The sequence below is a fragment of the Bradyrhizobium sp. USDA 4474 genome (genome assembly GCF_054057515.1).
The window spans coordinates 178,558-202,709 of sequence record NZ_JBSRZJ010000002.1 but is presented as its reverse complement, the minus strand read 5'-3'; the positions used below and the strand labels follow the sequence as shown (position 1 = coordinate 202,709).

Sequence of the window (24,152 nt, the reverse complement as noted above, 5' to 3'; positions counted from 1 at the left end):
CCTAGCGCTCCTCAGCTTCAGCCAGATCAGGCCTCATTGTAGGCGTTTCGCCCGTTGCGTCACGCCGGAACAACACGTAGAGCGCCGGCAGGACCGGCAACGTCAGTACTGTCGAGGAGACGCCGCCGCCGATGACGAGGGTCGCAAGCGGCCGCTGCACCTCGGCGCCGGCGCCGGTCGCGAGCGCCATCGGCACGAAGCCGAGGGAGGCGACCAGGGCCGTCATCAGCACCGGGCGCAGCCGCATCCGCGCGCCCTCATGCACGGCGTCGGCAACGGATCGCCCGTCGCTGCGCAGCCGCTCGATGAAGGCGATGATGACGAGGCCGTTGAGCACGGCGACGCCCGACAGCGCGATGAAGCCAACCCCCGCGCTGATCGACAGCGGAATGCCGCGCAAGAGCAGCGCGGCGACCCCGCCGGTCAGGGCCAGCGTCACGCCGGAGAACACCAGCGCCGCATCCGCCGCCGATCCCATGCCCATGAACAGCAGCAGGAACGCCAGCGCGAGCGCCATCGGCACGACGATCGTCAGGCGCTTGGTCGCGGAGACCAACTGCTCGAACTGGCCACCCCAGCCGACATGGTCGTTCCGCTTCTCCGGCTTCCCGTCCGCGGCATGTTCGATCGGCGCGACCTTGGTCGGCGCGAGCATGGAATAACCGTAAGCGCCGAGCGCGGCGGTGATGATGGCAACGACGATGGTGGAGGATGCCTTCATCGCGCGCTCTTAGCTCGAATGCTTGGCTGATCTGGAGGGTGGTCTCGGCTGATTTCGTGCCGCGATAGATGCCCGAGCCGAACGAATTGTCCTGCTCGTAGGACAGTTCCGGATTCAGGAGGGCGCCGGCCTGGATGCGCTGGCCCGTGGCGATGCCGACGTCGCGTTCCGCCGCCGTCAAACGCGGGCTCGCGGCCAGCGCGCGCGAGAGCGCCGCGCGCATCGTCAGCGCCTGGGCGTGGACCGGGGATGGGCTGATGAGAATAACCATCGCGCAGACCAGGCGCGCGGCAGTCTGTCTGCAAGACATGGAGGTGACTGTGAACGAGAGCATCGTGGGCGCACGCGGCGCCCCGGCGGATCAGTTCAGGTCAGGGATTTGGGGGGCCGGGAGTCGGTCTCGGGCGCGATGCCTGCGAGCGCAGACGCGCGCTGCGCGACCGGTGCAGCCAGCATATCGGCCGCGATTTCGGATTGCACTGGCTGCACGACGGCAACGGAGAAGCAGCCGTGGCAGTGATGGCCGGCCAGCGCCTTGTGATCGCCGTGGCCGGCAGCGCCGTCGTTGAGGATCGAGGCGATCTCCGAGCCGCCTGAAGGGCTGGCGACTTCGATGTCGTGCGCACCATGGAGCACGCCCGAGAGCAGGTACATGATAGCCACCAGCACAGCCACGAGCCCGCGCCAGTTGCGCAGGGACGAACAGCGATGAGGGTGGCGGATCGCGGTCACGAGGTCACTCAGGTCCTGATCCGCCTCCGGTAGCATGGCGGCGGGAACAGTGTCGATCCGCAACAATATTACGTGCGGGGAACTCGATGTCGCAGGACAAAGAAAAGGCAAAGACGAAAAGGCCCCAGCCCGGGGCTTACCGGCTGAGGCCTTTTGTGCTCACAATCTTCATCCGTTGGGACTTGCCCCGATAATTCGCGTCTCTTCGATTCGTTCCCGCGGTTCGCCAAAAATAAGCGGCGCGGCGGGACGAGGTGTGGCGGCTCAGGCCTTCTCCTCCCAGATCATCGCGAGATGCACGATGGTCTGCACAGCCTTCTCCATGTCCTGTCGGCTGACCCATTCCAGACGCGAATGAAACGCGTGCTCGCCGGCAAAGATGTTGGGGCAGGGCAGGCCCATGAAGGAGAGGCGCGAGCCGTCGGTGCCGCCGCGGATCGCGGTACGCATCGGACGCAGGCCTGCACGACGGATCGCCTCGATGGCGTATTCGAGGACGTGCGGGTGCCGGTCGATCACCTGCTTCATGTTGCGGTACTGCTCCCGCACCTCGAACTTGTAGGTCGAGCGCGGATAGTCCTTCATCACGTCCTTGACGATGGTCTCGAGCAGGACCTCCTTCTCCTTCAGCCCTTCCTCGGTGAAGTCGCGCACGATGAAGGAGAGGGTCGCCTGCTCCAGCGCGCCCTCGATGCCGACCGGGTGCAGGAAGCCCTGCTTGCCCGACGTGGTCTCGGGCGAGCAGCCTTCTTTCGGCAGACGCTCGACGATGGCGGCCGCGATCTTGATCGCGTGCTCCATCTTGCCCTTGGCATAACCAGGGTGGGCGCTGACGCCGTTGATGATGATGCTGACACCGTCGGCCGAGAACGTCTCGTCCTCGACGCTGCCGGCGCTCTCGCCATCCATGGTGTAACCGAAATCGGCGCCGAGCTTCTGGATGTCGACATTGTCGACGCCGCGGCCGATCTCCTCGTCGGGCGTGAACAGGATCTTGATGGTGCCGTGCTTCACATCGGGATTGTTGATGAAGAAGTGTGCGGCATCCATGATCTCGGCGACGCCGGCCTTGTTGTCGGCACCCAGCAGCGTCTTTCCGTCAGAGGTGATGATGTCGTTGCCGATCTGGTTCTTCAGCGCGGGGTGCTCTGCGAAGCGGATCACCTGGGTCTTGTCGCCCGGCAGGGTGATATCGACACCGCGATAGTTTTCCCAGACCTGCGGCTTCACGTCCTTGCCGGTGACGTCGGGCGAGGTATCCATGTGCGAGCAGAAGCAGATCACCGGCACCTTCTTGCTCGTAGTGGCCGGGATGGTCGCATAGACATAGCCGTAATCGTCGAGATGGGCGTCGGCGACGCCCATGGCCTTCAACTCGGCCACGAGAACGCGGCCGAGATCCTTCTGCTTCTCGGTCGATGGCGAGGCCGGGGAATTCGGATCGGACTGAGTATCGATGGTGACGTAGCGCAGGAAGCGCTCGGTCACGGTATGCGCGAAGGTCAGGGACATGTCTGTTCAAACCGCCGGGTCTCTTGGGGGAAGCGGGGACTATATATCAGAAAAGCGGGCCACGTTGCGGCCGGACCGACCGCCGATCAGGCCTAACGAAAAATGACCGGCTAGATTGCCTCTTTGAGTTCCTTGACCGGTCGGAACGCAACCTTCTTGCTGGCCTTGATGTGGATGGCCTCGCCGGTCGCTGGATTGCGGCCGGTGCGAGCAGCGCGCTTGCGGACCTGGAGGATGCCAAGCCCGACGATGCGGACGCGGTCGCCTTTCTTGAGGTGCTTGGTGATCAGGTCGACCATGTCGGTCAGGACCGCCTCGGCGCGCTTCTTCGAGAGGTCCTGGCTTTCGGCGATGTCAGCGGCGAGGTGCTTGAGCGTGATCGTGGCCGGAGCAGCTGCCTTCTTAGCCGATTCCTTCTTTGCCATGTCTGGCCTCCTCGATTCCCGCCGGACCGCGGGAGAGAACCCGCGGAACCTCAAGTTGCAGAAGGCGTAGACGATTCGGGACCGGACTGACTACGTCGCGGGACGGGGAGGAGCCCGAGCGCCGCCGTGACCGGTCGATGAGCGGCGGGCATGGCGAGCAGCTTTGCCGAATGACGGTTGTGCGCGATGGATCGGGTTAGGCGGGGGAACGCAGCGGAGGCAGGACAACGAGGCCGGGCGTCTTGCGTCTGTTTTGGGGTAGCTGTTCTTTGTGATGCGTCGTCACTTGCTCAAGTCTCTCAACAGCGAGCTTGAGAACCAAAGTGAAGAGCATCCGCGGACAGAGGGTAAACGGCAACGAAACCGGACAAAAAGTGTCAAGGCGCCGGCCTTCCTGACACTTCGATGTCGAAAGGTCCAACTTGGCCATTTTTAAGCTATTGATCTTCCGCCAAAAATGGCGCGAGAGACGGGGCTCGAACCCGCGACCTCCGGCGTGACAGGCCGGCGCTCTAACCAACTGAGCTACTCCCGCGTGACGCGTACCTGTCCGCGCGGAACGAGGGGGGACTTAAAGGGGGGACATGGTGAAGTCAAGGACGTTGGCGTCCAAAGCCGGAATAGTCCCGTATCGCGCCGCCGGCTCGCAGGGAGCGGACGGCCGAAAGGGTAAGATCGTCAGGCTTTACGCATGCCAATGCGGCGAACGCATTTGGCATGATTAAGGGCGCCCGACAGTCAGGTGCGCGTAAGCTTGCGCACGCAAGCTGCCTCCATGAAGCGCGATAATCTGCTCCTAGAGCGTTTCCATTGCTTGGACTGCCGCAACAGCGGCAGCCTTCCTGTACGTGGCACTCGCGCAGTAAGGCCCCAACTGAGGCGGCCTTACTCTTCGGCTTCCCGGTGGAGTTCGGACTTCTTTGCAATTAGCGCGGCTACGCCGTCCAGCATCATTCGGTCGGAGATGCGGGAGCGGATCGTCTTGCAATGCTCAATTTTCCTATCCAGCTCGACGCACTTTTTCACACATGACCGCCCCGACACGGGTCTCTGCGGGGCCTCAATTAACGAATCATGTTACCGTTCCCAAACAAGAATTTAGGATACTTCCAAATTCAGCGTAGGCACCGGGGTTCATCCAACCACACGCAAGCGCGGGCTCAGCAGCTTTTTGGGAGGGATGCGAACTGCCTCAACCTTGCTGTCCCGCCGCTGAGCGCTCTTGCAATTGGGACAAACGAAGAGGTGGGCAATTAGCGGCTGTACGTCGTCTTGCACCAGCTCGGATCGAAACCACTTCATGCCGACGCGGCAATTGGGGCAGACGGGCGCTTCGAGTTCCGCCAGTGAATCCCTTAGACGTTCCATTGCACGCCCTCTGTCCGGGAAATACCTTCGTTGCCCGCCCTCTGTTCGGGAAATAGTAGCAAGATTCGTTCGCCTGCTAAGTATCAAAGGATACACAGGGCCGAACGAGCACACCTCTAATTCGGGTGCTGTCCTAATTCAAACACCTGCCAAATCGAATTAGGACAACGAAAAACCCGGGCGCGCAGGGCAGCCGGGCTGATCGGAAGTAAAGAACTATTAACGCAATGGCCGCGTTTAACCAAAGATGGCTTGTTCCGTCTGTGCACTTTTACTCTGCGGCGTCTTTGGCCTGCATTTCGGCTAATGCGCGCTCCAGCTCGCCAGCCAAAATCCTGTAGTGCGCCGCCGTACGGCAAAAGACACTTCGCTTGACAGCGCTCTTGGCCGACCGCTCAAGCTCCTCGCATTTGGTGATGTTCGCCCGAAGAGTTTCAATGTGGGCGAGGATTTCTTTCATGAGCGGTCCCGATCATCACGGGCGCATTAGCAGGTCGCTGATGACTGGAATACCACAAATGATGGGTACCACAGAGAGTACAATCTGCCGAGAAGGCTACTCCTGCGCATCCTGACACTTGTTGCTGTCGGCGTGCAGCTTCAAGAGCGCCAGAGTGTCAGCGAGGCCTGAAATCGTTAGCCCTATTCGGCCTGTCACGCCGGAGGTCGCGGGTTCGAGCCCGTCTCTCGCGTCATTTTTGGCAACACCCCCTTCCGTGGCAACATCCCCTTCAGAATCGACACCACGCTCCGCCGCGGTCATGGCCGGTCGGGCGATGAATTTACTTCGTTCTGTCAAAGTCTTGGGCGTTGATCCTCAGTCGATGCCAAAAGCCAAAGGCCACCCGAAGGCGGCCATTGTGTCTCAAACCGGACCTTTTTTCGCGCTTAGCGAATCGCAGAGGTGCCGGAGCTGGTGATCGCCACCGGCTTTCCGGCCTTGATCACGTGGGTGGACTGGGCGGTCTGGCTGTAATCGGCGTTGGTGCGGGCTGCGATTCCGAAGGCGGCCACTGCGATGCCGGCCACCAGCGCCACCACCACGATCTTCAGGTGGGTACCCCGATCTGCAGAGTGAATTGAGTGGTTCATCGAAGCCTCCCGACGGGCTTTGGCGCCGTCTGTAGGCTGACGTCTTAAGGAGCATCTGTTTCCGGATCGTTTCGCGGGTTCCGCAAAATGGTTTCATTGTCGCGATTTCGCCGCTTCACCTTGCGCAGTCTTACCTGCTGCGTAATCGCGCAGGCCCAATCCCGACGTCCATGATCGCTTCCATCGGCCGCGAACAACGCGGCAAGGGAGAAGCACCATGAATCGTCCAACCATCCAAGCCTCGTTACTCGAAACCGCCCAGCTGGCTGCGCGATCGCCCTATGTGACCGCCAGGGATGGCACGAAGCTGTTCGTACAGGACTGGGGCAACGGAAAGCCGGTGCTGCTGCTGGCAGCCTGGACGTTCGACTCCAGCACCTGGGGCAGCCACATTGCAGCGCTCAACGACAAAGGCTTCCGCTGTATCGCCCCCGACCGGCGCGGCCACGGCCGCTCCGAGATGCCGTCATCGGGCTACGACCTGGAGACGCTGACCGATGACGTCGCTGATATCATCGAGGCGCGCGATCTGCGCGAGGTCACCCTGGTCGGTTTCTCCATGGGGACAGTGGAGGCGGTCAACTATCTCGGACGATACGGCTCGGACCGGATCGCAAGGCTGGTGCTGGTCGCGCCGACGACGCCGTTCCTGGTCCAGACCGAGGACAATCCGGATGCGGTTCCGAAGGCGATGATCGAAGCCGACAACGCGGCCGTCGCCCGCGATTTCGCCAAATGGATCGCGGCGAATGAAGCGCCGTTCTTCCTGCCCGAGACGCCGGAGATCACGCGGACCTGGATCCGCGAGATGATGCTGCGCGTGTCGCTGCCAGTGGCGCTGGCCTGCCGCAACTCCAACTCCTTCGCGGATGTGCGCGCGGCTGCCGCAGGCATCGATTGCCCGACATTGATCCTGCACGGCGACAAGGACGCCAGCGCGCCGTTGCCCCTGACCGGGGCCAAGACCGCGAAGCTGATCAAGGGCAGCAAGCTCGTTGTCTACGAAGGCGGGCCGCATCCGCTGCCGCTGACCCATGGCGAGCGGCTGATTGCGGACATGCTGGCCTTCATGAGCCCTTAGCTGGCGCGTTTTATGCCGGCGCCGCGGATGTCCGCGCCGCCGACGCCCTGGCCGGAGCAGGTCGCGGTGAGCGCGACAAGACGGGCCGGCGATGCCTGAGGTGATCGCCGGCGGTCGTGGGGGCGGCCGATGTTGGTCCAGCCCGGATCGGAGCTGGGCATATCAGCCTTCGCGGATGTAGTTCCCTGCTTCGAATTCCACCGGCGGCGCGCTTGCGTCGAACGAAACGCCGATTGGATCGCGACCTGCTTCCATCGCTTCCAGCTGCTCCGTCAGCATGCGCCGGATCAACAAGATGCCGCGGTCGCTCTGGCCGAAATGCTCCTCGGAATGCACCGTGACCTCGCCTTGCCCGACCTGGGCCTCGTAATCTCCAGGGAATTTCTGGTGTTCTTGCTCCGTCATGTCCCACCAGAACTTGCCGTTGAACGTCGAGCGCATGCGGCCGATGTCGCCGGAATTCTTGACGCGGCCGGCGACGTAGATGCGGAACGAGGTGTCGTCGATCGGTAGCGTCCAGCCGATCGATTCGACCCGGGCGAACTGCGCCACGCGCGGGTTCGGCACGACGCGCAAGGTGGGCAGCGCCGCTTCGGTGACTCGGTAAAACGCGCGGCCGCCGTCCTGCTTGCGGATCGAGCGCACGGCAACCCCGCGCGGCGTCTTGTCGAACTTCACCTCCGGCATCGAGGCCATCATGTCAGTGAATTGCGGACCCGAGAACGAGCCATGCAGCACGGGCACGTGATAGGGATCGACCACGTTCTCGAAATGCTGCAGCCAGTTGCAGGGGATGACGGCCGGGCCGCCGCCGCCGATCGAGGAATCGTCGGCCTCGACGAATTCGCCGTGGTCCATGTTTTCAAGGCACTCGTAGCGCGGCAGCACCGGGCGTTTCTCGGCCGGCCCCATATAGGCGAAGATCAGGCCGTAGCGTTCCTCGACCGGATACCAGGGCTGGCGCACCTTGTCCTTGAACTGGCCGCCGTCGGGCTCGCACGGCTGCTCGAGGCAATGACCTTCGGTGTCGAACTTCCAGCCGTGATAGCAGCAGCGGATGCCGTCCTCCTCGACCTTGCCATAATAAAGCGTGGTGCCGCGGTGGCAGCAGCGGGCGTGCAGCAGGCCGGCTCGGCCATGCCTGTCGCGGAACAGCACCAGATCCTCAGCCAGTGCGCGCACTTTCTTCGGCGTCTCGGTGGCGTCATCGGTGAGGCCGACCGGATGCCAGTAGCGGCGGAGGAGTTCGCCCATCGGCGTGCCGCGCACGACGGAGGTGAGCTCGGTGCGCGTGTTCGCCGGCTTCATCGCATAAGCCGTGCCGAGATCGCGATCCAGCTGGGTGATCGTCATCCTTGTTCCTCCCGTCCCAGGCGTTTGGATGGCCGGGCCGTTCTTGTGCGTTGACGGAATGAAAGATAATGTCGATGACACTGTCAACGATATTTCGTGGTGCCTGCTGGTCGCATTCGGATCACGTTGCGAAGGTTGCGCTACCAACACTTGGCACGTGTTGGCTTTCTTGGCAGAGGTGAACCATGAGCCAGACATCGAGCAGGGACGTGCGCGAGTCGTCCGAAACGGACGACGATCATCCGCCGGCGCCGATCACAGTGATGCTGTCGTCACGGCTGATGGTGCTGGCCAATTTGCTCAAGCGCGGTGCGATCCTTCGCTACAAGCGTCTTGCCGGATTGTCCTCGGTCGAGTTCGGCTTGGTCGCTTCCATCGGCCGGCGAGCGCCGATGAGCGTGGCTCGGCTCGCCGAGGCTGTCGGCCAGGATAAAGGCCAGATCAGCCGCGCGCTGGCCGAACTCGTCTCGCGCAAGCTGATCGCGAAGTCGGAAAATCCAAAGGACAGCCGTGAGGTGCTGGTGTCGCTGACGCCTGCCGGGCTTGCAGCGCATGACGCGATCGTCGAAGGCGCGCAGGAACGCAACCGGATGCTGCTCGCGCAATTAAGCAAGGACGAAGTGGAGATGTTGCTCGCACAGATTGATCGTCTCACCGCGACCGCGGAAGCCATGCTCGAAGCCGAGAAGATCTCGCGCTGATGGCCAGGACGTCTTCCGAAAGCATCTTCGGAAATCATCTTACGTGCCAAGGCCGACGCATTCGCCAGACGAGCCCCGGTCCTGCCATGATGCATGGCTCCTCCTTCGAGCGCGCCTGTGGATAGCTGTCGTTGCTGCGCCTCGTCTGCTCGCCGCCGCGGCCGTCATGGGCCTGCTGGCCGCGCTGCTCTGGGTAGGAGCGGGCAGGATGTCGCTTGGGTGACGGTCGGGGGCCCGATTGCGGTCGCTGGCCGGGTCTGGGTGAGCCGCCGCAGCGAAAAAAACTGGGCCCTTTTCACCGACGATCCCGGCAAATAGCTGACACGGCCGGTGCGCGGCGATCTCGGGGCCGCTGGCCTGCGAAACGGTGGCCGCCCTTGTCGCGTCAGGCGATCTGCTCCATATCAGCCGCGGGGTGATTCCGGGATTTCCACCGGTCTGGGAGCAGCAAAGGGCCTGAAAAGAGCGTGTCTTGCGCCCATTGGTGCACTGCGCTAAGGCTCAGAATAATTCCAAATCGGACGAATCCGTGGCTGTCCCGAGGCTGCGGGAAAAAGGGCTCGTCAATGAGCGGCATTCTACAGAACTATCTTCCACTCGTCGTCTTTATAGGGGTAGCGGGCCTCATCGGCCTGGTGCTGCTGATCGCTCCGTTCATCGTCGCGTTCCAGCAGCCGGACCCGGAAAAGCTGTCGGCGTATGAGTGCGGTTTCAACGCCTTCGACGACGCCCGTATGAAGTTCGACGTCCGCTTCTATCTGGTCGCCATCCTCTTCATCATCTTCGATCTGGAGGTGGCGTTCCTGTTTCCGTGGGCAGTGGCGTTCGGCAAGCTTGGCGCGACGGGCTTCTGGTCCATGCTGGTGTTCCTCGCCGTGCTGACGGTGGGCTTCGCCTATGAATGGAAGAAAGGCGCACTCGAATGGGATTGAACCCTGCACCCTCAGCCGGTCCGGTGGTCGCGCCGGCCCCCAAGGGCATCCTGGATCCGTCGACCGGCCGTCCGGTCGGGGCCAATGATCCGTTCTTCCTCGAGGTCAATCACGAACTGTCCGACAAGGGCTTCTTCGTGGCCGCGACCGACGACCTCATCACGTGGGCCCGTACCGGCTCGCTGATGTGGATGACCTTCGGCCTCGCCTGCTGCGCGGTCGAGATGATGCAGGTGTCGATGCCGCGCTACGACGTCGAGCGCTTCGGCTTCGCGCCGCGTGCCTCGCCGCGCCAGTCCGACGTGATGATCGTCGCCGGCACGCTCACCAACAAGATGGCGCCCGCGCTGCGCAAGGTCTACGACCAGATGCCCGAGCCGCGCTACGTCATCTCGATGGGTTCATGCGCCAATGGCGGCGGCTACTACCACTATTCCTACTCGGTCGTGCGCGGCTGCGACCGCATCGTGCCGATCGACATCTACGTGCCGGGCTGCCCGCCCACGGCGGAAGCGCTGCTCTACGGCGTGCTGCTGCTGCAAAAGAAGATCCGCCGCACCGGCACCATCGAACGCTAAGGTTTTACGTCATGGACGACGCCAAGCTCGACGCCCTGGGGCAGACGATCGTGAGCGCGCTTCCGGGCGCCGCCACGGGTTATCAGGTGGCCTTCAACCAGCTCACGGTTGATGTCGAGGTCAGCAAGATCGTCGAGGTGGTCAAGTACCTCCGCGACGATCCGAGCTGCCGTTTCGTCAACTTCACCGACATCACGGCCGCCGACTATCCGTCGCGCGAGAAGCGCTTCGACGTGATCTATCACTTCCTGTCACCCACCTTGAACACGCGCATCCGCCTCAAGGCCCAGGCCGACGAGACCACCCAGGTGCCGTCGCTGATCGAGGTGTTCCCCGGCGCCGACTGGTTCGAGCGCGAGGCCTACGATCTCTACGGCGTGTTCTTCGTCGGTCATCCCGACATGCGCCGCATCCTCACCGATTACGGTTTCGAGGGGCATCCGCTGCGCAAGGACTTCCCGCTGACCGGCTTCCTCGAGGTCCGCTACGACGACCAGGAGAAGCGCGTGGTGTACGAGCCGGTCCGGCTCAACCAGGAATTCCGCAAGTTCGATTTCCTCTCGCCATGGGAAGGGGCGGACTATCCGCTTCCCGGTGACGAGAAGGCGAAGCAGTGAGTAGCGAATAGCGAGTGGCGAATAGGGATGTTAGTTGAGCGACCAGTCGATCAATTCGTATCGGGACCTGAGAGCATGGCAGGATGCCATGTCTCTGGCGGAATCCTGCCATCGACTGACCGCTCAATTCCCTCGCGCCGAACTGTTCGGGCTGACTTCGCAAATCAGACGTGCGGCAGCGTCCATTCCGGCAAACGTTGCGGAAGGACATGGGCGCGAAAACACCGGCAGTTTCGTGCAATCGCTGCGAATTTCGCAGGGATCGCTCAAGGAGCTGGAAACTCATCTGCTCTTGGCGGAGCGTGTCAGGATTTTGACCGCTTCCGATCTGGAGCCCGTCTTAGGTCGATGCGAGAGCTTAGGCAAAATGCTTCGCGCGTTGATACGTTCTCTGCAGGACAAGTCCACGAAATGACCATTCGCCACTCGCTATTCGCCATTCGCCTCGCAGCAGGAGCTGCGTCATGAACGAGCAACCCGAGAACCTGCGCAATTTCACCATCAACTTCGGGCCGCAGCATCCGGCCGCGCACGGCGTGCTGCGCCTCGTGCTGGAGCTTGACGGCGAAGTCGTCGCCCGCGTCGACCCCCATATCGGCCTGCTTCACCGCGGCACCGAGAAGCTGATCGAGCAGAAGACCTATCTCCAGGCGATCCCTTATTTCGACCGGCTCGACTACGTCGCGCCGATGAACCAGGAGCACGCCTTCTGCCTCGCCGCCGAGAAGCTGCTCGGAATCGAGGTGCCGCGCCGCGGCCAGCTGATCCGCGTGCTCTATTGCGAGATCGGCCGCATCCTGTCGCATCTTCTCAACGTCACCACGCAGGCGATGGACGTCGGCGCGCTGACCCCGCCGCTGTGGGGCTTTGAGGAGCGCGAGAAGCTGATGGTGTTCTACGAGCGCGCCTCGGGCAGCCGCATGCACGCAGCCTTCTTCCGCGTCGGCGGCGTGCATCAGGACCTTCCGCAGAAGCTGGTCGATGACATCGACGCCTGGTGCGACCCATTCCTGAAGGTCGTCGACGACCTCGATCGCCTGCTCACCGCCAACCGCATCTTCAAGCAGCGCAACGTCGATATCGGCGTGGTGTCGCTGAAGGAGGCCTGGGAGTGGGGGTTCTCCGGCGTGATGGTGCGCGGTTCGGGCGCGGCCTGGGACCTGCGCAAGTCGCAGCCCTATGAGTGCTACGCCGAGATGGATTTCGACATTCCGATCGGCAAGAACGGCGACTGCTACGATCGCTATCTGATCCGCATGGAAGAGATGCGCCAGTCCGTGCGCATCATGAAGCAGTGCATCCAGAAGCTGAACGCGCCTGACGGGAAGGGCCCCGTCGTCGTCGAAGACAACAAGGTGGCGCCGCCGCGCCGTGGCGAGATGAAGCGCTCGATGGAAGCCCTCATCCACCACTTCAAGCTCTACACCGAAGGCGTTCACGTGCCGGAAGGCGAAATCTACGCCGCGGTCGAGGCGCCCAAGGGCGAGTTCGGCGTCTATCTGATCTCCGACGGCACCAACAAGCCCTACAAATGCAAGATCCGCGCGCCGGGCTTTGCCCATCTCCAGGCGATGGACCACATCTGCCGCGGTCATCTGCTCGCCGACGTCTCGGCCATTCTCGGCTCGCTCGACATCGTGTTCGGAGAGGTCGACCGGTGACGGCGCAGGCGCCAATCCAGTTTGACCGTGCCTCGGGGGCCCTTGAAGGGGCCAACCTGTGGGAGCGGACGGCTGCCTTGGCGCTGGTGACGGGATCGAAGATCTCCTCGCACTTCTCGCATATGGGCTACATCGCCTGCGCCAATCTGCTGCGGAAAACGCTGCCCGAGCGCAATATCGCGATCAAGCTCAATCCGGACGCGGTGTTCGAATTTCCTTATGGCGACGGTTACTGGAGCAAGCTGCTCAACCGGTCCTATTGCTACGAGGACGAGCTGGAGCTGCTGTTCACCGACTCCATCGACGTCGACTACACGCTGCTCGATTGCGGCGCCAATTATGGCTACTGGTCGGTGCTGGTGTCGAGCGAGCCGTTCGGCGCGCACAAGGCGATCGCGATCGAGCCGTCGGGCCAGAACTATCCGAAGCTCGCCAACAATGCCCGCGTCAACGGCAATCGCTTCGAGACCATGAAGTGTGCGATTGGTGCCTCGCGCGGCACCGCGCGTCTCTCGGGCACCAAGCACGAGGCCTTCAGCATCGCCGGTGCTCCGTCGGACGGCGGTGAGGAAGTGACCGTCCTCGCGCTCGACAATCTGATCGACGACGGCAAGGTCGCAAGCACCGGCAAGTACCTGATCAAGCTCGACGTCGAGGGCGTCGAGATCGAGGCGATCAAGGGCGGCGCCCGGCTCCTGCAGACCGACAGCGTCATCATGTGCGAGGAGCACGGCAGCGACCGCTCTCACGCGGTGTCGCGCTACATTCTCGAGCAGACGCCGCTGAAGCTGATCGTGCTCGATCCGCGCACCAACCGGCTGGAGACCGTCACCGAGCTGTCGATCCTCGACCGCATCAAGGTCTCGACCCACGTCGGCTACAACGTTTTCGGTACCGCAAGCGCATTCTGGCAGGACAGGATCAATGCCCTGAATGCGAAAAACGCGCGCCGCATGCAGTGAGAGATAAGACATGTCCGTTCGCCGATTAGCACCGAAGGAAGTCCAGCCCGCGAGCTTTACGTTCACGGACGAGAACCTTGCCTTCGCCAGGCAGCAGATCGCGAAATACCCGGCCGGACGCCAGGCCTCGGCCGTCATCGCCATCCTCTGGCGCGTCCAGGAGCAGCACGCGGGCTGGGTGTCGGAAGCCGCGATCCGCGCCGTCGCCGATTTGCTCGACATGCCCTATATCCGCGTGCTCGAGGTCGCGACCTTCTACACGATGTTCCAGCTCGCCCCCGTCGGCAAGAAGGCCCACGTCCAGGTCTGCGGCACAACGCCGTGCCGCCTGCGCGGTGCCGAAGACCTCATCCACGTCTGCGAGAGCCGGATCCATCACGATCCTTTCCATCTCTCCAAGGACGGCAATTTCAGCTGGGAAGAGGTGGAGTGCCTGGGCGCCTGCGTGAACGCGCCGATGGTGCTGATCGGCAAGGACACCTATGAGGACCTGACCAAGGAGACCTTCGGCAAGGTGCTCGACGGCTTCGCCTCGGGCAATCCGCCGAAGCCCGGTCCGCAGAACGGCCGCCAGTTCTCCGCACCGATGGGCGGGCCGACCACGCTGAAGGAGACCTCCTGATGGGTCTTCCGTCTCACGCGAACCTGGGGAGCGAAGCCGTGCAGAAATGGGGCTTCGTCGCCATGCATGCCGCGCTTGCGGCCGCCTTCATGTTCCTGCTGCAGCGCTTCGTGATGAACGCGACGCAGGAAACCAGTCTGCTCTGGGCGCTGACCTTCGCCGTCTGCGCCGCCGGGCTTGCCTACAAGCAAGCCAACCGTTGATCGGAAAGCGCTGATATGCTCGAGGACAAGGATCGCATCTTCAAGAACCTCTACGGCCTCCATGATTGGGGGCTCGAGGGCGCGCGGCGCCGTGGCGCCTGGGATGGTACCAAGAACATCATCGACAAGGGTCGCGACTGGATCATCAACGAGATGAAGGCGTCAGGCCTGCGCGGCCGCGGCGGCGCCGGCTTCCCGACCGGCCTGAAATGGTCCTTCATGCCGAAGGAATCGACCGACGGAAGACCGAGCTATCTCGTCGTCAACGCCGACGAATCCGAGCCCGGCACCTGCAAGGATCGCGAGATCATGCGGCACGATCCGCACCTGCTGATCGAGGGCTGCCTGATCGCGAGCTGCGCAATGAACGCGCACACCTGCTACATCTATGTCCGCGGCGAGTTCATCCGCGAGCGCGAGCACCTTCAGGCCGCGATCGACCAGGCCTATGACGCCAAGCTGGTCGGCAAGGACAATGTCAACGGCTGGCCGTTCGACATCTACGTCGCGCACGGCGCCGGCGCTTACATCTGCGGTGAAGAGACCGCGCTGCTCGAAAGCCTCGAAGGCAAGAAGGGCCAGCCGCGCCTGAAGCCGCCGTTCCCGGCGAACGTCGGTCTGTTCGGCTGCCCGACCACCGTCAACAACGTCGAGTCGATCGCCGTTGCACCCGACATCCTGCGCCGTGGCGCCGCCTGGTTCGCCGGCATCGGCCGTCCGAACAATGTCGGCACCAAGCTGTTCTGCGTCTCCGGCCATGTCGAGCGGCCCTGCAACGTCGAGGAAGCCATGGGCATTCCGTTCCGTGAGCTGATCGACAAGCATTGCGGCGGCATCCGCGGCGGCTGGGACAACCTGAAGGCCGTGATTCCCGGCGGCTCCTCCGTGCGCATGGTGCCGGCCGAGCAGATCATCGACACGCCGATGGATTTCGACTCCTTAAGCAAGCTGCGTTCGGGCCTCGGCACTGCGGCCGTGATCGTGATGGACAAGTCGACCGATTTGATCCGCGCCATCGCCCGCATCTCCTATTTCTACAAGCACGAGAGCTGCGGCCAGTGCACGCCCTGCCGCGAGGGCACGGGGTGGATGTGGCGCGTGCTGACCCGCATGGCCGAGGGCCGCGCGCACAAGCGCGAAATCGACATGCTGCTCGAGGTGACGAAGCAGGTCGAAGGCCACACCATCTGCGCGCTCGGCGACGCGGCGGCCTGGCCGATCCAGGGCCTGATCGCGCATTTCCGTCATGAGATCGAAGCGCGCATCGACGAATATTCGCACAAGGCCGACATCGACGATGCCGGCGTCCGCGATCCCGTGAACATGGTCGCGGCGGAGTAGAGAGAATGACCAAGCTCATCATCGACGGCAAAGAGATCGATGTTCCCGCCGAGTACACGCTGCTTCAGGCGTGCGAGGCGGCCGGCGCCGAGATTCCGCGCTTCTGCTATCACGAACGGCTGTCGATCGCCGGCAATTGCCGGATGTGCCTCGTCGAGGTGAAGGGTGGCCCGAAGCCGGTCGCATCTTGCGCCTGGGGCGTGCGCGACTGCCGTCCGGGCCCCAAGGGGGAGCCGCCGGAAATCTCCACGCGTTCACCGATGGTGAAGAAGGCACGCGAAGGCGTGATGGAATTCCTTCTGATCAACCATCCGCTGGACTGCCCGATCTGCGACCAGGGCGGCGAGTGCGACCTGCAGGACCAGGCGATGGGCTATGGTGTCGACACCAGCCGCTTCGCCGAGAACAAGCGCGCGGTCGAGGACAAGTACCTCGGCGCGCTGGTCAAGACCTCGATGAATCGCTGCATCCAGTGCACGCGCTGTGTCCGCTTCTCGGCGGAAGTCGCCGGCGCGCCCGAAATGGGCGCGACGGGGCGCGGCGAGGACATGGAGATCACAACCTATCTCGAGCACGCGCTGACCTCCGAGCTGCAGGGCAATCTCGTCGACATCTGCCCGGTCGGTGCGCTGACCTCAAAACCCTATGCTTTCGCGGCGCGTCCGTGGGAGCTCGGCAAGACCCAGTCGATCGACGTCATGGACGGCGTCGGATCGGCGATCCGCGTCGACACCCGCGGCCGTGAGGTGATGCGCGTGCTGCCGCGGATCAACGAGGCCGTGAACGAGGAGTGGATCTCCGACAAGACCCGCCATATCGTCGATGGCCTGCGCACCCAGCGCCTGGACCGGCCCTATATCCGGCAAGCCGGCAAGCTGCGCGCGGCGAGCTGGCCCGAAGCCTTCGCTGCGATCGCGGCCAAGGCGGCGCGCACCGATGGCAAGCGCATCGGCGCGATCGCGGGCGATCTCGCCGGCGTCGAAGAGATGTTCGCGTTGAAGGATCTGCTCGCCAAGTTCGGCTCGGCCAATCTGGCGGTGCAGGGCGGCGACGCCTTCGATCCCGCGCTCGGCCGCGGCTCCTACATCTTCAATCCGACGCTTGCAGGCGTCGAGCAGGCCGATGCGCTGCTCATCGTCGGCGCCAATCCGCGGAAAGAGGCGGCGGTGTTCAATGCCCGGATCCGCAAGCGCTGGCGCACCGGCGGCTTCAAGGTCGGCGTGATCGGCGCCAAGGCCGATCTGACCTACGATTATGACCATCTCGGCGCGGGCACCGAGACGCTCGGTGAGCTCGCGTCCGGCAAGCACTCCTTCATGGACGTGCTGAAGAACGCCAAGAATCCGATCATCCTGGTCGGCGCAGGCGCGGCCTCGCGTCACGATGGCGCTGCCATTCTGGCCGCCGCCGCCAAGCTCGCGCTCGATGTCGGCGCGGTGAAGGACGGCTGGAACGGCTTCGGCGTGCTGCACGAGACCGCCTCGCGCGTGGGGGCGCTCGATATCGGCTTCGCCGCAGGTCAGGGCGGTCTGAACGCCGCGCAGATGACGACCTTCGGCACGCTCGACCTCTTGTTTCTGCTCGGCGCCGACGAGATCAAGGCGCCTGATGGCACCTTCGTCGTGTACATCGGCACCCATGGTGACCGCGGCGCGCATCGTGCCGACGTGATCCTGCCGGCGGCCGCCTACACCGAGAAGTCCGCGATCTACGTCAACACCGAGGGCCGCGTGCAGATGACGGGCCGCGCCGCGTTCCCGCCGGGCGAGGCCCGCGAGGACTGGGCGATCGTTCGCGCGCTGTCGGAAGCACTCGGCAAGAAGCTCGGCTACGACTCGCTTGCCGCGCTGCGCCAGGTGATCTTCAAGACCGTGCCGCATCTGATCCGTCTCGACCAGATCGAGGCAGGCACAGCCGACCAGATCCAGAAGCTGGCAGGGAGGGGCGGCGCGCCGGAGAAGGCGCCGTTCAAGGCCCTCATCGAGGACTTCTATTTGACCAACCCAATCGCGCGTGCGTCGGCGGTGATGGCGGAATGCTCGCGGCTTGCCTCCGGGCAGATGCTGAGCGCAGCGGAGTAAGCCGATGGAATTCTTCGAAAGCGCAGTCTGGACCGGCTTCCTCTGGCCGCTGATCCTCATGGTCCTTGAGAGCCTGCTGGTGCTCGTCGTCCTGCTGGTCGCGATCGCCTACATCCTGCTCGCTGACCGCAAGATCTGGGCGGCGGTGCAGATACGCCGCGGCCCGAACGTGGTCGGCCCCTGGGGCCTGTTCCAGTCCTTCGCCGATCTGCTCAAATTCGTGCTGAAGGAGCCGATCATTCCGGCCGGCGCCAACAAGGGCGTCTTCCTGCTTGCTCCCTTGGTCTCCTGCGTGCTCGCGCTCGCGGCCTGGGCGGTGATCCCGACCAACCTCGGCTGGGTGATCTCCGACATCAATGTCGGCATCCTCTTCATCTTCGCGATCTCGTCGCTGTCGATCTACGGCATCATCATGGCCGGCTGGTCGTCGAACTCGAAATACCCGTTCCTGGCCGCGCTGCGTTCGGCGGCGCAGATGGTGTCCTATGAAGTCTCGATCGGCTTCGTCATCATCACGGTGCTGCTCTGCGCCGGCTCGCTGAACCTCTCCGCCGTGGTCGAGGCCCAGCACGTGCGCGGTCTCGCCGGCCTGATCGGGCTGCCGCAGCTGACGATCCTGAACTGGTACGTCTGGCCGCTGTTGCCGATGTTCGTGGTGTTCTACGTCTCGGCGCTCGCTGAAACCAACCGTCCGCCCTTCGACCTCGTCGAAGCGGAATCCGAGCTCGTCGCCGGCTTCATGGTCGAATACGGCTCGACGCCGTATCTGCTGTTCATGCTCGGCGAATACGTCGCGATCGTCACGATGTGCGCCATGGCGACCATCCTGTTCCTCGGAGGCTGGCTGCCGCCGGTGGACCTGCCGCCCTTCAACTGGGTGCCCGGGATCATCTGGTTCTCGCTCAAAGTCTTCTTCATGTTCTTCCTGTTCGCGATGGCAAAGGCGATCGTGCCGCGCTACCGCTACGACCAACTGATGCGCCTCGGCTGGAAGGTGTTCCTGCCGCTGTCGCTGGTGATGGTGGTCGTGGTGGCAGGCGTGCTGCAATTCGCCGGCATCGCGCCGAAGTGAGGGCCGTCATGGGTATCAACATCAACGCCACTGCACGCTCGCTTCTGCTGTCGGAATTCGTCTCGGCGTTCTTCCTCGCCATGCGCTATTTCTTCCAGCCGAAGCCGACGCTGAACTATCCGTTCGAGAAGGGCCCGATCTCGCCGCGCTTCCGCGGCGAGCATGCGCTGCGCCGCTATCCGAACGGCGAAGAGCGCTGCATCGCCTGCAAGCTGTGCGAAGCGGTCTGCCCCGCGCAGGCCATCACCATCGAAGCCGGCCCGCGCCGCAACGACGGTACCCGTCGCACCGTGCGCTACGACATCGACATGGTGAAATGCATCTATTGCGGCCTGTGCCAGGAGGCCTGTCCCGTCGACGCCATCGTCGAAGGTCCGAACTTCGAGTTCGCGACCGAGACCCGCGAGGAACTGTTCTATGACAAGGCCAAGCTGCTCGCCAACGGCGACCGCTGGGAACGCGAGATCGCGAAGGCGATCGAGCTCGACGCGCCTTACCGGTGAGATGAGAACATGATCCTTCCCGCGCTGTTCTTCTATCTCTTCGCCGGCGTCTGCGTCGCCTCGGCGGTGATGGTGATTGTCTCGCGCAATCCCGTGCACTCCGTGCTGTTCCTGATCCTGGCCTTCGTCAACGCCTCCGGCCTGTTCGTGCTGATGGGAGCCGAATTCCTCGCGATGATCCTGATCGTCGTCTATGTCGGCGCGGTCGCGGTGCTGTTCCTGTTCGTCATCATGATGCTGGATGTCGACTTCATCGAGCTGCGCGAAGGCTTCATCCAGTACCTGCCGGTGGGTGTCGTGATCGGCGGCATCTTCCTGTTCGAGCTGCTTCTGACCGTCGGTGCCTGGGTCATCAACCCGACCGTGAGCAAGACCATCACGGCGCCGATCCCGGCCAACGTCTCGAACACCGAGGCGCTGGGCCTCGTGCTCTATACGAGGTACGTCCACTACTTCCAGCTTTCGGGCATGGTCCTGCTGGTCGCCATGATCGGCGCCATCGTTCTGACGCTGCGTCATAAGGCCAGCGTGAAGCGGCAGGACATCAACGTTCAGAACGCACGCACGCCCGAGATGGCGATGGCGATGCGCAAGGTGGCGCCGGGGCAGGGGCTCTCGGATGCCGACGCTGCGGAGTGGGTGAAAATGACGATCGGGCTCGGGCATTATCTGGCGGTCGGCGCGATCCTGTTCACGCTCGGGATCCTCGGCATCTTCCTCAACCGCAAGAACATCATCGTCATCCTGATGTCGATCGAGCTGATCCTGCTCTCGGTCAACGTCAACCTGGTGGCATTCTCGACCTTCCTCGGCGACATCGTCGGTCAGGTCTTCGCGCTGCTTGTCTTGACCGTGGCGGCCGCCGAGGCCGCGATCGGTCTTGCCATCCTGGTGGTCTATTTCCGCAACCGTGGCTCGATCGCGGTTGAGGACGTCAATCTGATGAAGGGCTGAGCTCTCAAATGGTTCAGGCAATCGTTTTCCTGCCGCTGCTGGGCGCCATTCTGGCCGGCCTGATCTCGCTCGTCGGCGCACATGGCCGCAACCCCTCGGGCGACGAGGTCGAGCATCATGGCGATCACGGTCATGATCACGCCCTTGGCGCCGACGCCCACGCGTCCCACAAGATTAACGAGGATGCGTCCGTCATCCACGAGACCCACCATGAGCCCGGCGACGGGCATGACGACCACGGCCACGGCCCGGTCGAGCCCCCGGCTGCGGGCTCGCGTGGCGCCGAGCTGATCACCACGGCGCTGCTGTTCGTCTCGGCCGCGCTGTCCTGGATGACGCTGGTCGATGTCGGCTTCAACGGCCATGACCTCAGGATCCAGCTCCTGCCCTGGATCTTTTCCGGCGATCTCGAGGTCTGGTGGACGCTGCGCGTCGACACGCTGACCGCCGTGATGCTGGTCGTGGTGACGACCGTGTCCTCGCTGGTGCACCTCTATTCCATCGGCTACATGGACGAGGATCCGAACCGGCCGCGCTTCTTCGGCTATCTGAGCCTGTTCACCTTCGCCATGCTGATGCTGGTGACGGCGGACAATCTCGTGCAGCTGTTCTTCGGTTGGGAAGGCGTGGGTCTGGCGAGCTATCTCCTGATCGGCTTCTGGTACCAGAAGCCGTCGGCGAACGCCGCCGCCATCAAGGCCTTCGTGGTCAACCGCGTCGGCGATTTCGGTTTCGCGCTCGGCATCTTTTCGATCTTCATGCTGACGAACTCGACCGATTTCGAGACGATCTTCCATGCCGCGCCCGGCCTGACCGGCAAGACCATCGATTTCCTCGGCTGGCATGCCGATGCGCTGACCCTGACCTGCCTCCTGCTGTTCATGGGCGCGATGGGCAAGTCGGCGCAGTTCCTGCTGCACACCTGGCTGCCGGACGCGATGGAAGGCCCGACCCCGGTGTCGGCGCTGATCCACGCGGCGACCATGGTCACCGCGGGCGTGTTCATGGTGGCGCGGCTGTCGCCGCTGTTCGAGCTCGCCCCGAATGCCCAGGCCGTCGTGATGTTCTTCGGTGCGACCACCGCGTTCTTCGCGGCGACCATCGGTCTGGTCCAGAACGACATCAAGCGCATCGTGGCGTATTCGACCTGTTCGCAGCTCGGCTACATGTTCGTGGCGATGGGCGCAGGGGCCTATTCAGTCGGCATGTTCCACCTGTTCACGCACGCCTTCTTCAAGGCGCTGCTGTTCTTGGGTTCCGGCTCGGTGATCTACGCGATGCACCACGAGCAGGACATCCGCAACATGGGTGGTCTCTGGAAGAAGATCCCGTACACCTTCGCGGTGATGACCGTCGGCACGCTGGCGCTGACCGGCTTCCCGCTGTTCGCCGGCTACTTCTCCAAGGACGCCATCATCGAGGCGGCCTACGCCTCGCACAATCCGTTCTCGACCTATGCCTATCTGCTGACGGTCGTGGCGGCCGGCCTGACCTCGTTCTATTCCTGGCGTCTGGTGTTCAAGACCTTCTTCGGCGAGCCCCACGACCAGGAGCACTACGAGGCCGCGCATGAGAGCCCGATCTGGATGCTGATCCCGATCGGCGTGCTGGCCGTCGGCTCGGTCCTTGCCGGCTTCCCGTTCAAGGAGATCTTCGTCAGTCCTCACGGCGTGGAGGAATTCTTCCGCGAGTCCGTGAAGATGAACCCGCACATCCTCGAGGATATGGAGAACATGCCGCATCTGCTGGGCTGGCTGCCCTTCCTGATGATGGTCGGCGGCTTCCTGGTCTCCTACACCTTCTACATCCGCAAGCCCTACCTCCCGGTTGAGCTCGCGAACACGCAGCCGATGCTCTACAAGTTCCTGCTCAACAAATGGTACTTCGACGAGCTCTACGATTATATCTTCGTCCGTCCGGCGAAGTGGATCGGCTACCAGCTCTGGAAGAAGGGCGACGGCTTCATCATCGACGGCTTCGGGCCCGACGGCATTTCGGCCCGCGTGCTGGATGTCACCCGCAACGTCGTCAAGATCCAGACCGGGTATCTCTATCACTACGCATTCGCCATGCTGATCGGCGCCGCCGGCCTGATCACCTGGTTCATGTTCGGCTTTGGAGGCCAGTAAATGACAACCTGGCCCATCCTTTCGGTCACCACGTTCCTGCCGCTGGTCGGCGCGCTGATCGTTTACCTGAGCCGCGGCGATGACGAGGCGGCCAAGCGCAATTCGCGCTGGATCGCGCTGTGGACCACGCTGATCACCTTCGCGGTGTCGGTGCTCCTGGTCATGCGCTTCGACCCTTCGAATGCCGACTTCCAGTTCGTCGAGAAGGCGAGCTGGCTCGCCACCGGCATCACTTACCACATGGGCGTCGACGGCATCTCGCTGCCGCTGGTGATCCTGACCACCGCGATCATGCCGTTCTGCATCATCGCGAGCTGGAAGGCGATTTCGAACCGCGTCCGCGAATACATGATGGCGTTCCTGATCCTGGAAACGCTGATGATCGGCACCTTCTCGGCGCTCGATCTCGTGCTGTTCTACTTGTTCTTCGAGGGCGGCCTGATCCCGATGTTCCTGATCATCGGTGTCTGGGGCGGCCCGCGCCGGGTCTACGCATCGTTCAAGTTCTTCCTCTACACGCTGCTCGGCTCGGTTCTGATGCTGCTCGCCATCATGGCGCTGTACTGGAACGGCGGCACCACGGACATCCCGACCCTGATGCACACCGCCGTGCCGCGGTCGCTGCAGACCTGGGCCTGGCTGGCCTTCTTCGCCTCGTTCGCGGTGAAGATGCCGATGTGGCCGGTGCACACCTGGCTTCCCGACGCACACGTCGAGGCGCCGACGGCAGGCTCCGTGGTCCTCGCCGCAATCCTCTTGAAGATGGGCGGCTACGGCTTCCTGCGCTTCTCGTTGCCGATGTTCCCGCTGGCCTCGCACGACTTCGCGCCGCTGATCTTCACCATGTCCGCGATTGCCATCATCTACACCTCGCTGGTGGCGCTGATGCAGGAGGACATGAAGAAGCTGATCGCATACTCGTCGGTTGCTCACATGGGATTTGTCACCATGGGCATCTTCGCCGGCACCATGCAGGGCGTCGCCGGCGGGGTGTTCCAGATGATCTCGCACGGCATCGTCTCGGGCGCGCTGTTCCTCTGCGTCGGCGTCGTCTACGACCGCCTGCACACCCGCGAGATCGCGGCCTATGGCGGCCTCGTCAACCGCATGCCGCTCTACGCGCTGACCTTCATGGTCTTCACCATGGCCAATGTCGGTCTGCCCGGCACGTCAGGCTTCGTCGGCGAATTCATGACGTTGCTCGGTACCTTCAAGGTCTCGATCCCGACCGCGTTCTTCGCGACCTTTGGCGTCATCCTCTCGGCCGGCTACGCGCTCTGGCTCTACCGCAAGGTCGTGTTCGGAGCGCTGGTCAAGCCGACGCTGATGAGCATGAAGGATCTCACGCTGCGTGAGTGCGTGACGCTGTTTCCGCTGATCGCGCTGACGATCCTGTTCGGCGTCTATCCGAAGCCGGTGCTCGACATGTCGGCCGCCTCGGTCCAGCAACTCGTCACCAACTACAACACCGCTGTGACGGCCGTGAAGGCCGCCGCACTGCTCCAGTGATCG

Annotated in this window: 24 protein-coding genes, 1 tRNA gene and 3 pseudogenes; 18 read left to right on the top strand and 10 right to left on the bottom strand. The window is 63.3% G+C overall.

Going from position 1 to position 24,152, the window contains the following annotated elements; translation table 11 throughout:
- Position 1: 1 nt before the first annotated feature.
- From ACVW16_RS02605 to ACVW16_RS02570, 8 genes and pseudogenes are all read right to left on the bottom strand, one after another.
- Positions 2–583 (bottom strand): annotated as a pseudogene (locus tag ACVW16_RS02605) (efflux RND transporter permease subunit); the annotation flags it as partial.
- Positions 584–731: 148 nt separating this feature from the next.
- A pseudogene (locus ACVW16_RS02600) lies at positions 732–1,031 on the bottom strand (TolC family protein); the annotation flags it as partial.
- Between the two features lie 56 nt (positions 1,032–1,087).
- Positions 1,088–1,516, bottom strand: coding sequence for a hypothetical protein (locus ACVW16_RS02595; protein ID WP_456802228.1), 429 nt, complete (start codon positions 1,514–1,516; stop codon positions 1,088–1,090).
- Between the two features lie 201 nt (positions 1,517–1,717).
- Positions 1,718–2,965 (bottom strand): peptidase T, encoded by a 1,248-nt coding sequence (gene pepT / locus ACVW16_RS02590; RefSeq protein ID WP_456703841.1) that lies wholly within the window; start codon positions 2,963–2,965, stop codon positions 1,718–1,720.
- 110 nt (positions 2,966–3,075) lie between these two features.
- On the bottom strand, positions 3,076–3,390 hold the full coding sequence (locus tag ACVW16_RS02585) for an HU family DNA-binding protein (RefSeq protein WP_456703840.1): 315 nt from the start codon (positions 3,388–3,390) through the stop codon (positions 3,076–3,078).
- A 458-nt stretch (positions 3,391–3,848) separates the two neighbouring features.
- Positions 3,849–3,925: transfer RNA gene (locus tag ACVW16_RS02580), tRNA-Asp, on the bottom strand.
- Between the two features lie 1,104 nt (positions 3,926–5,029).
- Positions 5,030–5,218 carry a hypothetical protein gene (locus tag ACVW16_RS02575; RefSeq protein ID WP_456703839.1) on the bottom strand — a complete coding sequence of 63 codons (189 nt, stop codon included), beginning with the start codon at positions 5,216–5,218 and terminating at the stop codon, positions 5,030–5,032.
- 428 nt (positions 5,219–5,646) lie between these two features.
- A complete protein-coding gene (locus ACVW16_RS02570) occupies positions 5,647–5,850 on the bottom strand; it encodes a hypothetical protein (protein ID WP_456703838.1) in 204 nt (67 codons plus the stop codon).
- A 217-nt stretch (positions 5,851–6,067) separates the two neighbouring features.
- On the opposite strand from ACVW16_RS02570, the gene ACVW16_RS02565 reads away from it, so the two are divergent.
- On the top strand, positions 6,068–6,931 hold the full coding sequence (locus tag ACVW16_RS02565) for an alpha/beta fold hydrolase (protein ID WP_456735313.1): 864 nt from the start codon (positions 6,068–6,070) through the stop codon (positions 6,929–6,931).
- On the opposite strand, the gene ACVW16_RS02560 is transcribed toward ACVW16_RS02565, so the two are convergent.
- Together ACVW16_RS02560 and ACVW16_RS02555 are read right to left on the bottom strand one after the other, a co-directional pair.
- Entirely contained in the window at positions 6,928–7,092 is a 165-nt protein-coding gene (locus ACVW16_RS02560) for a hypothetical protein (protein ID WP_456703836.1), read from the bottom strand. The two genes, ACVW16_RS02565 and ACVW16_RS02560, sit on opposite strands and share 4 nt — an antisense overlap.
- Position 7,093: 1 nt before the next feature.
- Positions 7,094–8,284 carry a Rieske 2Fe-2S domain-containing protein gene (locus tag ACVW16_RS02555; RefSeq protein WP_456735312.1) on the bottom strand — a complete coding sequence of 397 codons (1,191 nt, stop codon included), beginning with the start codon at positions 8,282–8,284 and terminating at the stop codon, positions 7,094–7,096.
- Between the two features lie 185 nt (positions 8,285–8,469).
- Between ACVW16_RS02555 and ACVW16_RS02550 the strand changes: the two genes are divergently transcribed.
- The 17 genes and pseudogenes from ACVW16_RS02550 (at position 8,470) to ACVW16_RS02470 (ending at position 24,149) form a co-directional block, all read left to right on the top strand.
- Positions 8,470–8,985 carry a MarR family winged helix-turn-helix transcriptional regulator gene (locus tag ACVW16_RS02550; RefSeq protein WP_456735311.1) on the top strand — a complete coding sequence of 172 codons (516 nt, stop codon included), beginning with the start codon at positions 8,470–8,472 and terminating at the stop codon, positions 8,983–8,985.
- A gap of 566 nt (positions 8,986–9,551) precedes the next feature.
- Positions 9,552–9,917, top strand: a complete 366-nt coding sequence (locus ACVW16_RS02545; protein ID WP_027550614.1) for an NADH-quinone oxidoreductase subunit A — start codon at positions 9,552–9,554, stop codon at positions 9,915–9,917.
- Positions 9,914–10,495, top strand: a complete 582-nt coding sequence (locus ACVW16_RS02540; protein WP_456705302.1) for a NuoB/complex I 20 kDa subunit family protein — start codon at positions 9,914–9,916, stop codon at positions 10,493–10,495. Before ACVW16_RS02545 ends, ACVW16_RS02540 begins: the two co-directional genes overlap by 4 nt.
- Before the next feature lie 11 nt (positions 10,496–10,506).
- On the top strand, positions 10,507–11,112 hold the full coding sequence (locus ACVW16_RS02535) for an NADH-quinone oxidoreductase subunit C (protein ID WP_456703833.1): 606 nt from the start codon (positions 10,507–10,509) through the stop codon (positions 11,110–11,112).
- Positions 11,113–11,146: 34 nt separating this feature from the next.
- Positions 11,147–11,527, top strand: a complete 381-nt coding sequence (locus ACVW16_RS02530; RefSeq protein WP_456735310.1) for a four helix bundle protein — start codon at positions 11,147–11,149, stop codon at positions 11,525–11,527.
- 49 nt (positions 11,528–11,576) lie between these two features.
- Positions 11,577–12,773 (top strand): NADH-quinone oxidoreductase subunit D, encoded by a 1,197-nt coding sequence (locus tag ACVW16_RS02525; RefSeq protein ID WP_456703832.1) that lies wholly within the window; start codon positions 11,577–11,579, stop codon positions 12,771–12,773.
- Complete coding sequence (locus tag ACVW16_RS02520) at positions 12,770–13,735, top strand: FkbM family methyltransferase (RefSeq protein WP_456703831.1); 966 nt, start codon at positions 12,770–12,772, stop codon at positions 13,733–13,735. The genes ACVW16_RS02525 and ACVW16_RS02520 overlap by 4 nt, the downstream gene beginning before the upstream one ends.
- A gap of 10 nt (positions 13,736–13,745) precedes the next feature.
- Positions 13,746–14,357 (top strand): NADH-quinone oxidoreductase subunit NuoE, encoded by a 612-nt coding sequence (nuoE, locus tag ACVW16_RS02515; RefSeq protein ID WP_456703830.1) that lies wholly within the window; start codon positions 13,746–13,748, stop codon positions 14,355–14,357.
- Complete coding sequence (locus ACVW16_RS02510; protein WP_456703829.1) at positions 14,357–14,560, top strand: hypothetical protein; 204 nt, start codon at positions 14,357–14,359, stop codon at positions 14,558–14,560. The genes nuoE and ACVW16_RS02510 overlap by 1 nt, the downstream gene beginning before the upstream one ends.
- A gap of 15 nt (positions 14,561–14,575) precedes the next feature.
- Positions 14,576–15,901 (top strand): NADH-quinone oxidoreductase subunit NuoF, encoded by a 1,326-nt coding sequence (gene nuoF, locus ACVW16_RS02505; RefSeq protein ID WP_456735309.1) that lies wholly within the window; start codon positions 14,576–14,578, stop codon positions 15,899–15,901.
- A 5-nt stretch (positions 15,902–15,906) separates the two neighbouring features.
- Positions 15,907–17,982 carry an NADH-quinone oxidoreductase subunit NuoG gene (gene nuoG, locus ACVW16_RS02500; protein ID WP_456735308.1) on the top strand — a complete coding sequence of 692 codons (2,076 nt, stop codon included), beginning with the start codon at positions 15,907–15,909 and terminating at the stop codon, positions 17,980–17,982.
- 4 nt (positions 17,983–17,986) lie between these two features.
- A complete protein-coding gene (gene nuoH / locus ACVW16_RS02495) occupies positions 17,987–19,054 on the top strand; it encodes an NADH-quinone oxidoreductase subunit NuoH (RefSeq protein WP_456703826.1) in 1,068 nt (355 codons plus the stop codon).
- Positions 19,055–19,068: 14 nt separating this feature from the next.
- Positions 19,069–19,557, top strand: coding sequence for an NADH-quinone oxidoreductase subunit NuoI (gene nuoI, locus ACVW16_RS02490; RefSeq protein ID WP_026232873.1), 489 nt, complete (start codon positions 19,069–19,071; stop codon positions 19,555–19,557).
- A gap of 9 nt (positions 19,558–19,566) precedes the next feature.
- Positions 19,567–20,202: pseudogene (locus ACVW16_RS02485) on the top strand (NADH-quinone oxidoreductase subunit J); the annotation flags it as partial.
- On the top strand, positions 20,203–20,511 hold the full coding sequence (gene nuoK / locus ACVW16_RS02480; protein WP_008136131.1) for an NADH-quinone oxidoreductase subunit NuoK: 309 nt from the start codon (positions 20,203–20,205) through the stop codon (positions 20,509–20,511). It begins immediately after the preceding pseudogene.
- Between the two features lie 8 nt (positions 20,512–20,519).
- Positions 20,520–22,640: an NADH-quinone oxidoreductase subunit L gene (nuoL, locus tag ACVW16_RS02475; RefSeq protein WP_456735307.1), complete on the top strand. Its 2,121-nt coding sequence runs from the start codon at positions 20,520–20,522 to the stop codon at positions 22,638–22,640.
- Positions 22,641–24,149: an NADH-quinone oxidoreductase subunit M gene (locus ACVW16_RS02470; protein ID WP_456703823.1), complete on the top strand. Its 1,509-nt coding sequence runs from the start codon at positions 22,641–22,643 to the stop codon at positions 24,147–24,149.
- Positions 24,150–24,152: the final 3 nt, after the last annotated feature.